This window comes from Synechocystis sp. LEGE 06083 (assembly GCF_015207725.1).
GTDB lineage: Bacteria > Cyanobacteriota > Cyanobacteriia > Cyanobacteriales > Microcystaceae > Synechocystis > Synechocystis salina.
This window is the reverse complement of sequence record NZ_JADEWJ010000091.1, coordinates 1-13,293: the sequence shown is the minus strand read 5'-3', so window position 1 is coordinate 13,293 and position 13,293 is coordinate 1. Positions and strand designations below refer to the sequence as shown.

Below are 13,293 nucleotides of genomic sequence, written 5' to 3'. Positions count from 1 at the left end.
CGCATAAGATATAGGAGCCCGTCTCGTAGGGTGGGAGATGTTTATAACAGACAGACGGAGCGCCACTTGGGGGGGGACTTCTGGAGAGGGGGCAACACTACCGAGGGGATTGGCGGAATCAGCCTTATTGCTAATGGTGGAGTGAATACGGGCAATACGGGATTCGATAGTGCCACTTTGACTGGAGACATCATTGTCGACCACGGCGGCTTCAGCAGGGGAGGATGCCACACTGGCGATCGCCACGAGGAAAGCAGTCCAGCCAAGTTGGTTAGAGTTCATGACAAATACCTAAAAATCGACAAAAACAATGGGGCTAGGGATTGGGACGAGGCAAGGTCGGAACAGCCCCCAAAAGGTACCAACCAAATTACCATCCATCAAAATCAACCTCATTTACTGGCCATTTTTGGGTTCCATCACCTGCTCGTGGGTAATCACCAGGTAATTAAAGAACTGACGGAGATTATCATTGTCCACTGGCACAATTCCCTCAGTACCAATCCATTTGTCAACGATTGCCACGTCTTCCGGATCGCCTTGCACATAGCCCTCCGCTAGCCGCACCAGAGCCCGATTAGCCAAACGCAAAAAGCTGGGATTGCCCTCCCGCACCATACAACCGACCCCATACCTAATTTGCGCCGGTTGGGGAATAATTTTGGTGTCAGGCATATCCAATACCTGCCTTAGGCCTGCTAGTTGAATACCGTCCGCCGCCACTGCATCCACTGTGCCCTTTTTAAGGGCTTCCATACCGGCCCGCACACTGGTAACGGGCACCACTTCGATGTCAGCTTGGGCAATTTTCACTGCATCCTCCACAATGGTGTTGGGCACCAGGGCCACCCGGCGTCCCATTAACGTTTCGGGAGAACTGATCGGGGTGTCATTGGGCACCAGTAGTTGGACACCAGCCACTGCATAGCTAGCGGTAAAGTCAACGTAGCGGTCCCGCTCCCAGGTAAAGGCGGTATTACAGACAATGTCTAGCTCACCGTTTTTGACCTTGGGCAGGGCATCTTTCATATCTTGTACTTCCACAATTTGCAGAACCACTTCCCGCCCCAATTCCTTACCCACTTCCTCCCGGATGCGATCAGCAATGTCAATGGAGTAACCCACCACCTCATTGTTTTCGTTGATATAGGAGAAGGGCACAGTGTCCAGGTTTGCCCCAATGGTTAGATTACCCGTGCGAATAATTTTCTCCATTACGGTTTCGGCGATCGCCGCCTGGGCACCCACCGTGGCGAGTAACAGTCCAATGAAGGTGGCTGACAACTGCTTCAACATGGCATTAATTAACCCAAAAGTTTGCGTTCAGTCTAATATAGACCGGCTTTTGTCTGGGTAAAGTAAAGAACTATTACAAATAAAAAACCATATAAACCATATTTTTATTCCTATTTTTATCTTTGTCCATGACACTTGGTATTCTCTATGGCGTTAGTGTGGGCCCCGGCGATCCGGAGCTAATTACCCTCAAGGGGTTGAAAATTTTGCAAGCTTGTCCCGTGGTGGCTTTTCCCGCCGGACTCCAAGGGCGATCGGGGGTTGCCGAGGGCATTATTACCCCCCATCTTCTCCCAGAACAAATTACCTTACCCCTGACATTTCCCTATGTGCAAAAGGAAGAGATTCTAGAAAAGGCCTGGGAAGAGGCAGCAGCAAAAGTTTGGCCCTATTTAGAAAAAGCAGTAGATGTGGCCTTTGCCTGTGAAGGAGACATCAGCTTTTACAGCACCTTCACCTACCTTGCTCAGACGTTAAAAAGTAACCATCCCCAGTTGGTGATCAACTACATCGCTGGGGTGAGTTCCCCCTTTGCCGGAGCTTCCGCCCTGGGCTTACCCCTCACTTGCCAGGAAGAAAAATTAGCAATTTTGCCGGCATTATATTGCCCAGAAGAATTGGAAAAAGCGTTGGATTGGGCAGAGGTGGTGGTATTGATGAAAGTGCGATTGGTGTATGAACAGGTGTGGGAAATTTTAGCCCAAAGGGAACTATTAGACCGGGCTTGGGTGTTGGAAAAAATTTCTACCACCGAGGAAAACATTTACCATCCCCTTAGTAACTATCCCCAGTTGTCCCTATCCTATTTTTCCCTGATATTAATCAAGCAAAACCAAAATAAAATTCGGAAAAATTAACGGAGAAAATTTTCGATCATAATGCCTTCTTTGCGGCCGTGATCAGTTTGGCGATCGTAATCCAGATCCCTTTGGCGGTAACGCTGGATAATCTGTTGAGCAGTGCTTTCAGCTTTGGTTTCTAAACTCTGACAATTGGGAAATGGACCCAGGTTCAGTAGAGCATTTTCAATGGATCTAGCTGCATAAAGGCCAGAATTTTTGTGGTTTTCCTCATGCTTAAAGAGGGCGGCTAAGTAGCGATTAAAAACTAGTCGGGCTTCTGGATCAGTGGGGTGATTAGTAGGAATGCGGGGCAGGGTATAGGTAACATCAAGGTTGGTGGTAACGGTGATGATTTGACATTGTTGGGCCGTGGACCACCATTGATACTGCCAGCGCACTAACCATTGAGTGTAACCACGATACCGTTTTCCCTGAAAAATAATCGGGCTACGGCGATTCAGTTCATCGTTTAAATCCCATTTAGTTTTTGGGTAAATGGAGTAGTATTTATACTCGATTTCAACAATTGGTTCTGCCTTTAACCTGGCCGTTCCAAATAGTCCCAAAACTATTATTAATGGGCCAAGCAATGCTGGTTTAACATACATTTTCCTCAGCCTGTCCACCGTTGGTAATGGTTACCTCAATTTAGTAATGGTTGCGCCCTTGGTATCAATGGGCAAACAATGGCTTTCGGCCTCAATGCCGGCATTATGCCAAGTTTCCACTAGGGCGGCAGCGACTTGGGGAGCCCGGACTTCGTCGGCGATCGCCAATAGGGTAGGGCCGGCACCGCTAATCACTAGGTTGTAGGCCCCGGCGGCTAGGGCGGCTTGGTGGAGTTGGTCGTAGGCAGGGATTAAACTCTGGCGATAGGGTTGATGGATTTGATCCTGGAGAGCTAGGGCCAACCAGTCCCCCCGACTTTGGTTAAAAGCCTGTACCAATAGCGCTAGGTGGGAAGCATTAAAAATAGCGGCACTACGGTCATACTGATGGGGAAGAACAGCCCGGGCGGCTTCAGTGGATAGTTCAAAATTGGGAATGGCCAACACTGGCACAAATTGGCTCGGCCAATCTAGGGCAACCAATTGCCAATGGTCACCATTTTTGACGGCCAACTGACAACCCCCCAATAGGGCCGGGGCCACATTGTCGGGATGCCCTTCCATGGCGATCGCCATCTGCAAAATTTCTTCCTCAGTACAAGGATTACTCGCCGCCTGATTGGCCGCCAATAATCCCCCCACAATGGCGGTGGCCGAACTGCCCAAACCCCGTGCCAAAGGAATTTCTAAGTCAATCTCTAGCTTTAGAGGGGGTACGGCCTGCCCAGTTTGTTGATAAAAATAGGCAATGGCTTGGTAGAGTAAATTGTCCTTGTCAGTGCTGATTTTTTCTCCATCCCTGCCCCGGGCTTCGATCAATAAATCAACTTCCGGATCCGTCGGGCTGGTCACCGTCACATGGTTATATAACCCCAGGGCCGCCCCCAAACAATCAAAGCCTGGGCCTATATTGGCGGTGGTGGCGGGCACAGAAACGGTGAAGCTGACCATGGCAAATAGCAGAAAAAATGGGGATTAATGCTCTGGCATTATCAGGCTTGGTCTGGGCCAGAGGCAATAGTGGGCTAACCGGCAGTCCAACCCATCGGCGATCGCCTGGTGACTATGATTAATTTCTGCTGAGCCGAAAATAGTTCATCTAGGCTATGGCTAACTGGTTGGATGGCCATGTGGTAATGGGGTTAATGGGACTAAAATATCCATCTATTCAGCCAATGATGATTTATTAATATTTACTTATATTCATTTGGGGAGTAAAGCTTAGCCAATGGAATCCACTGGGAAAATATCGAACGTAGCAGAAAAAGTTTTTGCCATTGCGGATCAATTTGATCACCAGGGAAAAATTATCCAGATCAAATTCTTTGGCAACGGCAATATTAATGACACTTTTTTGGTGGATTTAGATGGCGAAACCCAGACTAGTTTTGTTTTGCAAAGGATCAATCACGAGGTATTTAAAAATCCTGCGGCGGTGATGGGCAATATGGTTTGGGTGACTAGCCATATTAAGCAAAAATTACAACGGCATCCCCTGGAACGTCCTTGGTTAATGCCAGAAGTGATTTTAACTAAAAATAATCAGGACCATTGGGATTCGGGCACTGGCGAATTTTGGCGGGCCATCAGTTTCATTGCCGGTTCAGAATCCTTTGACACCCTGACCAACCCAGCCCAGGCCAGGGAAGTGGGCACAGCCCTAGGCATTTTCCATCAACTGCTGAGCGATCTTTCCCCTAGTAAATTAGTCGATACCCTGCCAGGATTTCACCACACCCCTGTTTACCTGGAACAGTATCAGCAGGCATTGGCCCAGACCCCAAGGTTAACGGGAGCATTAAGCCAAGAAATTAACCATTGCCAGAGGGTGATTGAAACCTGGATTGACCGCTGTGGCGTGTTGGAAAAAGCTAAAGCCAAAGGGGAATTACCCCTGCGTTTAATGCACGGCGATCCTAAAGTTAATAATATTTTGTTCGATCGCCAATCGGGACAAGCGGTCAGCGTGATTGATTTAGATACCACTAAACCAGGCTTAATCCATTACGATTTGGGTGATTGTTTACGTTCCGGTTGTAACCTGTTGGGGGAAGAAACGGAAAATTGGTCAGCAGTGGAATTTGATCTAGACCTCTGTCGCGCAATTTTGGCGGGTTATTTACCCCAATGTCAACATTTTCTCACCTCTGATGATTACGATTATTTGTTTCCCGCCATTGCCCTCATCAGCTTTGAGTTGGGACTGCGGTTCTTCACCGATTACCTCAACGGCGATCGCTATTTCAAAGTTAAATATCCTGAGCACAATCTAATCAGAGCTTTGGTGCAATTCCAGTTAGCTACCGACATTCAAAGCCAAGAGGATGCCATTGGTCGGATGATCAATGACATTAGGGGCTGAAGCCTTTTTCTGACAACGAGGCGTCCTTGCCACCGCTCAGTTTGCCACGGTTATGGGTAGTGAACTGCGGTTTTGCAAGCTCTTTTGGCTAACCGATAACTGTTAACTGTCTCCCAAATGGCATTGCACAGCGCTGGTGAGTTGTGCCGACCAATGGGCTGCCGTCTCCGCACAGGCCGCCTCCACCATGACTCGAATCAGGGGTTCCGTGCCCGAAGCCCGCACTAAAATTCTTCCTGTGTCGCCCATGGACTCTTCCGCCGTGGCGATCGCCTGTTGCAAAGAGGTGCATTCCTGCCAATGCAAACGACGCTCCCGGTCTAGCACCCTAACGTTACGGAGAATTTGGGGATAGGGTTGGAAACTTTCCGCCAGCAGTTCCCCCAGAGATAAACCAGACTGTTGCACTAGGGCGGTTAAGTGCAGGGCCGCCTGTAGGCCATCCCCGGAATAGCTATGGTGATGACAAATAATATGTCCCGACTGTTCTCCCCCTAGCATGGCCCCGGTTTCCCACATTTGGGCTTGGACGTTTTGGTCCCCCACGGCAGTGCGAATTAACTTACCCCCTAACTTCTCCCAGGCCCGCTCGAAGGCCAAGTTGGCCATGACAGTGCCGACAATTAAGTTATCAGGCAGATGATTGCTTTGCTGGAGGGTTTTACCCCACAAAAAGAGAATGTAATCCCCGTCCACTGGGCGACCTTGGGCATCCACTGCCATCACCCGGTCCGCATCGCCGTCAAAGGCAAAACCTAAGTCCGCCCCAGTTTCCCGCACTGCCTTTTGTAAACGGTGTAAATGGGTGGAGCCACAATCGACGTTAATTTGACTGCCATCGGCCAAATCATGCAGGGCAATAACTTCTGCCCCTAAACTACGAAAAATATGGGGTGCTAAATTCACGGAAGCCCCCCAGGCCAGATCCAGCACCACTTTTAGCCCTTGAAAATCTAAGGGTTGAGGCAAACTACTTAGCAAAAAATCCTGGTAATGCTGAACGCGCTGGGGTTGGCCGTAACTGCGACCCCACTGGCTAGTATTGAGAGCAGAGGTTTGGCTTTGTCCCCGTAGTCCCGCTTCGATCGCCATGGCCAGGGATTTGGGCAATTTCAGTCCCTGGTGATCAAAAAACTTGATGCCATTATCTTCCGGTGGGTTATGGCTGGCGGAAATCATGATGCCCCCGATCGCCGCTGTCTTTCTGGTGAGGTAGGCCACACAGGGAGTAGGACAAAGCCCTAGCTGCCACACCTCCACCCCGGCACTGTTCAAGCCGGCGGCCATGGCGTTGGCGAGCATATCACTGGAAAGGCGAGAATCTTGGCCAATAATCACCGGCCCGGAAACATCAGCGTGGTGCCGCAACACCTGTCCCGCCCAAAAGCCCAAGGATAAAGCCAAAGGCGCTGTCAACAATTCCCCCGCCTTACCCCGGATACCGTCTGTACCAAACAATGGCGATCGGGGCAAGCTGAGGCCGAATTCTCCCATCGTTGAAGGCAAAGGCAAATCTAAACCACGGCTGTGGATGGGGGACGCAACCATCTGAAAATTTTCCTCACACAATTCTTCCTCTCAGGATAACTGCTTCGGGAAATTTCAGATAAATCACGCTCCAGTGGATTGCCTCAGGGGTTGAACGTCCGCTACCCTTAGAACTGTGACGATTTGTAAAAATCCGCCAACTTTTGAAATTCTGATTCCGGCGAAATATGCCCCACACCATTGTTACGGAAACCTGCGAAGGCGTGGCCGATTGTGTAGAAGCCTGCCCCGTAGCCTGCATTCACCCCGGAGACGGGAAAAATACCATTGGCACTGATTGGTACTGGATCGACTTTGCCACTTGCATTGATTGCGGCATTTGTCTCCAGGTCTGTCCAGTGGAGGGGGCCATCCTGCCAGAGGAAAGGCCAGATTTACAAAAAAGTCCTGCCTAGGGTTGGGAGAAAGCCAACTGCCCTGGGCTAGCTTAAATACGACTAGTTGACTGATATTCACTGAATTCCCCGGCCTGGGTCGATCAAACTTTTCTAACCTTTACCTATGTCTGACCTCCTCATTGTTAAGGATGTGTTTGCTGGCTATGTGGCCGATGTGCCCATTTTGCAGGGCATTAATTTCTCCATTGCGCCGGGGGAGTTGGTCACAGTCATTGGTCCCAATGGAGCGGGAAAATCCACCCTAGCCAAAACCATTTTTGGTTTACTGACCCCCAGCCAGGGGGAGATTATTTTTAAGGGTAAAAACATTGCTGGCCTTGGTTCTGACCAAATTGTGCGCCGGGGTATGTGCTATGTGCCTCAGGTTTGTAACGTGTTTGGCAGCCTAACGGTGGCAGAAAATTTAGATATGGGGGCTTTTCTCCACCAGGGCCCCACCCAAACCCTCAAGGACCGCATTTACACCATGTTTCCTAAATTGGCCCAACGCCGTAACCAGAGGGCTGGGACTTTATCAGGCGGGGAACGGCAAATGTTGGCCATGGGTCGGGCTTTAATGTTAGACCCGGATTTGTTGTTGCTGGATGAACCGTCGGCGGCTCTGTCACCCATTTTGGTTAAGGATGTGTTTGCCCAAATTAAGGCGATTAATTCCACTGGTAAGGCGATTATTTTGGTGGAGCAAAATGCCAAACAGGCTTTGATGATGGCTGATCGGGGTTACGTGCTGGAAAATGGCCAGGATAAGTTGGAGGGGTCGGGGCAAAGTCTACTGAATGATCCTTTGGTGGGAGAACTTTATTTGGGAGCGGCCTACCACGCTTAAATTTTTCCAGGATTAGACCGTTTCTGTGGCTAAATAATCGCTAACCGCCCGGTATCTGCAATCCTTCAATGATGTTTTCCCATCTGTGAACAATGACGTTTTTTCCTTACCCATTACCCAGATCGTTTCAGTCCTGACCGATAATCGCCATTATTAATTGCCAACTACTTTGCGTATTCTTTCCGCCACCAATGTTTTACAAACCCCTACGGCGATCGCCCTGGGAAACTTTGATGGGGTCCATCGGGGCCATGGTGCGGTGTTGCGTCAGGTGATGGATTTTGCCCAGGGACTGGAACATCCCCTACATTCGGCGGTGGTTAGTTTTAATCCCCATCCCCGCAGTTTTTTCAGTGGGCGCACCCAACCTTTATTAACCCCCTTGCCGGAGAAGGTGGAGCAATTGACGGCGATCGGCATGGAACAGTTGGTGTTGTTACCCTTTACGGAAAACTTAGCCAACCTTAGCCCCAGGCAATTTGTCCAATCCATCCTAGTGGAGCAGTTGCAAGCCAAATTTATCAGTGTCGGCCAGGATTTTTGCTTTGGTCATCAAAGGCGGGGCAATGTGGAGGATTTACAAAATCTGGGGCAAGAATTTGGCATCACCGTGGCGATCGCCCAGTTGGAACAAACGGATACGGAAAGGATTAGTAGTTCGCGCATTCGCCGCGCCCTCAAGGAAGGCAAGTTAGCCATGGCCAATCAGTTATTGGGAAGGCCCTATGCCCTGCGGGGGACAGTGGTGCAGGGACAGCAATTGGGTCGTAAATTGGGCTTTCCCACCGCTAATCTTTGTTTACCGGAAGATAAGCTCTGGCCCAAGTATGGAGTTTATGCGGGTTGGGTCAACTTAGATGCCTTGGCTGTGCCCATACCAGCGGTAATTAACCTTGGCGATCGCCCTACGGTCAACGGGCAGGAACCTTCAGCGGAAGTGCATCTCCTGCAATGGTCGGGGGATTTATATGGCCAAGGCCTGGAGGTGGCTTTGACCCACTATCTCCGGGCCGAAACAAAATTTGCTGGCTTGGACCAGCTAAAAAATCAGATCAGTCAGGATTGTCGCCAGGCAGAAAAATTACTTAATCTGGATGGGGCTATGCCCTAACGGCCCTAATCTAGGCAAGGGGATCGGCACTGGGGGGAGTCGGAGGCGCGGAAAGTAAATTCCTCAGACCCAAAGCGCCAAAGGCGGCAAAACCGATGGAGAGCATTAAACTGCTCAGCCCTACCCGTAAACCTTGTTTGAGGGCTTGATTAGAGGCTTGGCTTTCCACTTTTTGCCGTTGCTCCGCCACCTGGGTTTCCAAATTAGTTTTAATTTCTTCCATCTTTGCCTTCAGGGCGGCCGGGTCTTTGGACATTTCCTGGAGACCTTTGAGTTCGTTCACCTGGCGCTCAATATTAGCCAACTGCTCTTGGTTTAAGGGATTCCCATTCGCCTGACCGGCGGCTAACAGTTGCTCCCCTTCTTTGATTTGTTGTTCCAATGCTTCTGGATTTTGAGACAGGGCATCAAATTGCCTGAGGGCCCCTTCCACCTGTTGTTGCCCCTGGCCGATCTGGGTTTCTAGTTGGGCCAACTCCGCTGTCTTAATTTGGTTCACATTGGTCAAATGTATGGGGATTAACAATAAAAAGACTAATCCCAAGGCGATCGCCAAAATATAAACCGGCATCCGTAAATCAAAACCACCTTTGGGGGAAGCCGTAGCGGTTTTAGCCATGGTATCCACCAAGTAACCAAGGGAAATCAACCCCATACCCAACATGGGCACTATGCCCCGGTCGACAATGCCCGTTATCGTTGTCAACTGCCACTGGGGATCAGCCATTTGCAGAGGGAAAATGAGGCTCACAAAATCCAGCAGGGCAATGAGGACGAAAATAACGCCGAACAACTTCAACGTCAGGGCGGTAAAGGCAGGGATATTCATAGATTCCAGAGAGCAACGCAATATACTATACGCCATCTTAGCTAAGCACTTTCCTAGCGCGGGGGGCAATGGTAGCGTTGGTGCCACCTCCCATTGGCGGTTCAAACAAGATCCAAGATCAAAGTTAGATGGTCTAGATTAGATTAGGCGAATTAAGCCAACGTCCACCAAATTATTTTCCATTTTGCCATTGCCCATGAGTCTCCCCGCACCGGAAACCCCCCTCTATAACCATCCCCTGCCCCAACTAGAACGCTGGCTCATGGCCCTGGGGTGTCAGCAAGACCGTGGCGATCGCCATTGTTGGATGCTTAAGCAAGGGGATTGGGATGCGGAACTGAGTTTGGACACGGAGGAATTAGTCATCTGCTACTTCCCCCAGCAACCCCAGCGCCAAGTGGTGCGGAGCTTTAAATACTCCCTCAGCCGGCAAGATGTGGAAGCCGCGGTACTGGAAGGGCCTTAGGTTTTACCACGGGGAGATATGCTTCACCCCCATCCCTCCAGCACAAACAGCAAAAAGCAGTAACAACCCCCAGGAAATTGTCACTGCTTCAACCAAAAACATCGTTTCGGGAATCCTGGCGATCGCCAGTTATGGTTAGTGGGTTGGGGTTACTGTCCCCTAGTCGTCATAGATACGGCACTCGGCGGCGTCGGGGTTTTCGTCACAGAATTTTTCTAGGGGGGTTTGGGCAGGATGTTGTTGACGTTGGTGGGCGGCTTCCGCTTCTAGCTCTTCCACCGCGTCCCAGGCTGCAGCGCACTCCGCCGGAGAAGCTTCATCGGCACCGCAAACTTGTCTAGCGTTGGCTAGCTCCTGTTCGATTTTTTCTTGAATATTGCTCATAAAGTTTAACCGCCTACGATTATCTACAGAGAGTAAGGCTCATTCATGTTAGCGAATTTGGTTGGCTTTGGGTAGAAGAAACCACAACGGTAATATGCGGTTTTCCTCACTTTGCCAACCCTAAATTACCCCATCGGGGCCTGGGGGGCCACCGCCGGGGATAGTATTAAGAATTGTGAAAATAATCACAACAGTTTCCTAGGGGAAAGCATTGGGTCAACTAAACCAATCCCCAAGTTAAATTAAGTTTAATTTCGCTCATAGGTCAACCACCACCATGGACAAGCCACGTATCCTTTCTGGAGTTCAGCCCACAGGGAATCTGCACCTAGGCAACTATCTGGGAGCTATCCGTAGCTGGGTCGAACAACAGCAACATTACGATAACTTTTTTTGTGTGGTGGACCTCCATGCCATCACGGTGCCCCATAACCCCCAAACCTTAGCCCAGGATACCCTCACCATTGCGGCGTTGTACCTCGCCTGTGGCATTGATTTGCAGTATTCGACTATTTTTGTCCAGTCCCATGTGTCGGCCCACAGTGAATTGGCCTGGTTGCTCAACTGTGTCACTCCCCTCAATTGGCTAGAACGCATGATTCAGTTTAAAGAAAAAGCCATTAAACAGGGGGAAAACGTCAGCGTGGGGCTACTGGACTATCCCGTACTTATGGCGGCGGATATTTTGCTCTATGACGCCGATAAGGTGCCTGTGGGGGAAGACCAAAAGCAACATTTGGAACTGACTCGAGACATTGTGATTCGCATTAACGACAAGTTTGGCCGGGAAGATGCGCCGGTGTTGAAGTTACCGGAACCCTTAATTCGCAAGGAGGGAGCTAGGGTAATGAGCTTGGCCGATGGCACAAAAAAATGTCTAAATCCGATGAGTCGGAACTGAGTCGCATTAATTTGTTGGATCCGCCGGAGGTGATCCAAAAGAAAATTAAAAAATGTAAAACCGATCCCCAACGGGGTTTATGGTTTGATGATCCGGATCGTCCGGAATGTCACAACTTACTGACTTTGTACACTCTGTTGAGTAACCAAACTAAGGAAGCGGTGGCGAAGGAATGTGCCGAGATGGGTTGGGGTCAATTCAAGCCCCTACTGACCGAAACGGCGATCGCCGCCCTCGAACCAATTCAAGCAAAATATGGGGAAATTTTGGCTGATCGGGGGGAATTGGACCGCATCATCCAAGCTGGTAACGCCAAAGCCAGTCATACGGCCCACCAAACCTTGACTAGGGTGCGGGAAGCCCTGGGATTTTTACCAGATCCCCACCAGCCCCAATAATTTGGGAAAACAGGAGCCGTGTTAGGATGAAGTTTGGGATGCGCCTCCACGGCCGAACATTTCCTGTGCAAACTTCCCGTAGCACGACGACCGCAACCGGACTCAGAAGTGGTCTGTAAACTATATTTCACGAGGAACAAACAATGGCAAAACGTCGTAATTTAAAGAAGGAAAAAGCTGAACGTAATCGTGCTTATGCCCGTCAGTTTCGCTCCGCCAGTCGCACCCAAAACCGCCGCTATTCCGGTGGTCAAAGGCAACAAAGTGACTCCAATGGCTCCAGCAATAACGGTGCCGCCAGCGACGTTTAACCTATTTTTAGCGCCCCTAATGGTGGCTAAAACTCTGCATAAAAAAACGGCGATCGGTGGGTTTCGGCCCGCCGTTTGTTGTCTGTAGATTGGGCAGGTCAAGCCTGATTGGGGAGCGATTTGTTTTCCCTAAGGCGAAGTTTTCGTCCTCAACCATTACTTTCGATTTCGGCGAACATTTATTTTTTGGCCATGGCTGAGTTAGACCGACAGGGGGTAATTCAATGGCTAAGGTGCAACGTTTCTCCCCAACGGTTAGACCACATTTTGGGGGTTGAAAAAACTGCGGTGCAATGGGCTCCCCTCCATGGAGTTGACCCAATCAAGGCTGGACAAGCGGGACTACTGCACGATTTAGCTAAGTTTTTCCCGCCGGCCAAATTGTTGGCGATCGCCGAGGAGCATCGGTTACCCCTCGATCCAATTTTGCAAGCCAGTCCCCATCTCATCCATGCCGATGTCAGTGCGGTTATTGCCTCCGAGGAATTTGGCGTTGATGACCCAGATGTTTTGACTGCCATTCGTTGTCATACTTTGGGGGCGGTGCCCATGGACCCTTTGGCTTGCCTGATTTTTGTGGCTGATGCCCTGGAGCCCACTAGGGGCAATAGCTTGGAGCTAGAAAAACTCCGTCAAGTGGCCCAGCACAATCTTTATCAAGCAGTGCGTCTTACCTGTGAGCAAACCCTGACCTATTTGATCAAACATCACAAAGTTATCCATCCCCGGGTGATTTTGACCCGCAATTGGGCTTTACAAATGGCAAAGTAAGCACAACATTGCCAGTGGTTCTGGCTACACTAGAAAAATATTCCTTTACCCACCCATCGTTCCTTTGGAGTTGACAAAATCCTACATGACTGAAATTTCCCGCTTCGATGCATCCCCCCCCACTTTGACCGTTAATCCCACCGTTCCCGTCGATGCCCCCGCCACCGAACATTTGGTGTGGACCATTGCCCAAGCCGCCGAAGAACGCAAAGCCGGGGATTTAGTCATTCTTAAGGTTACGG

General features: G+C 50.0%; 14 protein-coding genes and 3 pseudogenes. 10 read left to right on the top strand and 7 right to left on the bottom strand.

The genetic code is table 11. The features are described 5' to 3' along the window. Positions 1–282, bottom strand: a pseudogene (locus tag IQ219_RS08935) (hypothetical protein); the annotation flags it as partial. Positions 283–396: 114 nt separating this feature from the next. After that, entirely contained in the window at positions 397–1,296 is a 900-nt protein-coding gene (gene grrP, locus IQ219_RS08930; protein ID WP_194072372.1) for an extracellular substrate binding-like orphan protein GrrP, read from the bottom strand. 128 nt (positions 1,297–1,424) lie between these two features. On the opposite strand from grrP, the gene IQ219_RS08925 reads away from it, so the two are divergent. Further along, positions 1,425–2,153 carry a precorrin-2 C(20)-methyltransferase gene (locus IQ219_RS08925; RefSeq protein WP_194072371.1) on the top strand — a complete coding sequence of 243 codons (729 nt, stop codon included), beginning with the start codon at positions 1,425–1,427 and terminating at the stop codon, positions 2,151–2,153. On the opposite strand, the gene IQ219_RS08920 is transcribed toward IQ219_RS08925, so the two are convergent. Next, positions 2,150–2,704, bottom strand: a complete 555-nt coding sequence (locus IQ219_RS08920; protein WP_228016840.1) for a DUF922 domain-containing Zn-dependent protease — start codon at positions 2,702–2,704, stop codon at positions 2,150–2,152. The two genes, IQ219_RS08925 and IQ219_RS08920, sit on opposite strands and share 4 nt — an antisense overlap. Positions 2,705–2,776: 72 nt before the next feature. Then, on the bottom strand, positions 2,777–3,697 hold the full coding sequence (gene thrB, locus IQ219_RS08915; RefSeq protein WP_194072369.1) for a homoserine kinase: 921 nt from the start codon (positions 3,695–3,697) through the stop codon (positions 2,777–2,779). A gap of 277 nt (positions 3,698–3,974) precedes the next feature. On the opposite strand from thrB, the gene IQ219_RS08910 reads away from it, so the two are divergent. Further along, on the top strand, positions 3,975–5,108 hold the full coding sequence (locus IQ219_RS08910) for a phosphotransferase enzyme family protein (protein ID WP_194072368.1): 1,134 nt from the start codon (positions 3,975–3,977) through the stop codon (positions 5,106–5,108). A 102-nt stretch (positions 5,109–5,210) separates the two neighbouring features. On the opposite strand, the gene glmM is transcribed toward IQ219_RS08910, so the two are convergent. After that, complete coding sequence (gene glmM / locus IQ219_RS08905; RefSeq protein ID WP_194072367.1) at positions 5,211–6,656, bottom strand: phosphoglucosamine mutase; 1,446 nt, start codon at positions 6,654–6,656, stop codon at positions 5,211–5,213. 167 nt (positions 6,657–6,823) lie between these two features. Between glmM and IQ219_RS08900 the strand changes: the two genes are divergently transcribed. The 3 genes from IQ219_RS08900 to ribF all read left to right on the top strand — a co-directional run bounded on the left by IQ219_RS08900 (position 6,824) and on the right by ribF (position 8,991). Next, positions 6,824–7,051: a ferredoxin family protein gene (locus IQ219_RS08900; protein WP_010872324.1), complete on the top strand. Its 228-nt coding sequence runs from the start codon at positions 6,824–6,826 to the stop codon at positions 7,049–7,051. Positions 7,052–7,157: 106 nt separating this feature from the next. Then, positions 7,158–7,880: an ABC transporter ATP-binding protein gene (locus IQ219_RS08895; RefSeq protein WP_194072366.1), complete on the top strand. Its 723-nt coding sequence runs from the start codon at positions 7,158–7,160 to the stop codon at positions 7,878–7,880. Positions 7,881–8,049: 169 nt separating this feature from the next. Beyond that, on the top strand, positions 8,050–8,991 hold the full coding sequence (gene ribF, locus IQ219_RS08890; RefSeq protein ID WP_194072365.1) for a riboflavin biosynthesis protein RibF: 942 nt from the start codon (positions 8,050–8,052) through the stop codon (positions 8,989–8,991). Positions 8,992–9,001: 10 nt separating this feature from the next. Here ribF and IQ219_RS08885 read toward each other — a convergent pair whose 3' ends face one another. Then, positions 9,002–9,820 carry an HpsJ family protein gene (locus IQ219_RS08885; RefSeq protein ID WP_194072364.1) on the bottom strand — a complete coding sequence of 273 codons (819 nt, stop codon included), beginning with the start codon at positions 9,818–9,820 and terminating at the stop codon, positions 9,002–9,004. A gap of 196 nt (positions 9,821–10,016) precedes the next feature. On the opposite strand from IQ219_RS08885, the gene IQ219_RS08880 reads away from it, so the two are divergent. Further along, complete coding sequence (locus IQ219_RS08880; protein WP_190599371.1) at positions 10,017–10,286, top strand: DUF3143 domain-containing protein; 270 nt, start codon at positions 10,017–10,019, stop codon at positions 10,284–10,286. Positions 10,287–10,445: 159 nt separating this feature from the next. Here the strand turns inward: IQ219_RS08880 and IQ219_RS08875 are convergent, their stop codons facing one another. Next, entirely contained in the window at positions 10,446–10,670 is a 225-nt protein-coding gene (locus IQ219_RS08875) for a Calvin cycle protein CP12 (protein WP_190599370.1), read from the bottom strand. A 277-nt stretch (positions 10,671–10,947) separates the two neighbouring features. Here IQ219_RS08875 and trpS point away from each other — a divergent pair. The 4 genes and pseudogenes from trpS to IQ219_RS08855 form a co-directional block, all read left to right on the top strand. Then, positions 10,948–11,969 (top strand): annotated as a pseudogene (gene trpS / locus IQ219_RS08870) (tryptophan--tRNA ligase). A 143-nt stretch (positions 11,970–12,112) separates the two neighbouring features. Continuing rightward, positions 12,113–12,280 carry a hypothetical protein gene (locus IQ219_RS08865; protein WP_190599368.1) on the top strand — a complete coding sequence of 56 codons (168 nt, stop codon included), beginning with the start codon at positions 12,113–12,115 and terminating at the stop codon, positions 12,278–12,280. Positions 12,281–12,472: 192 nt separating this feature from the next. Further along, complete coding sequence (yqeK, locus tag IQ219_RS08860; protein ID WP_194020786.1) at positions 12,473–13,051, top strand: bis(5'-nucleosyl)-tetraphosphatase (symmetrical) YqeK; 579 nt, start codon at positions 12,473–12,475, stop codon at positions 13,049–13,051. A gap of 85 nt (positions 13,052–13,136) precedes the next feature. Then, positions 13,137–13,293 (top strand): annotated as a pseudogene (locus tag IQ219_RS08855) (ribosome silencing factor RsfS); the annotation flags it as partial.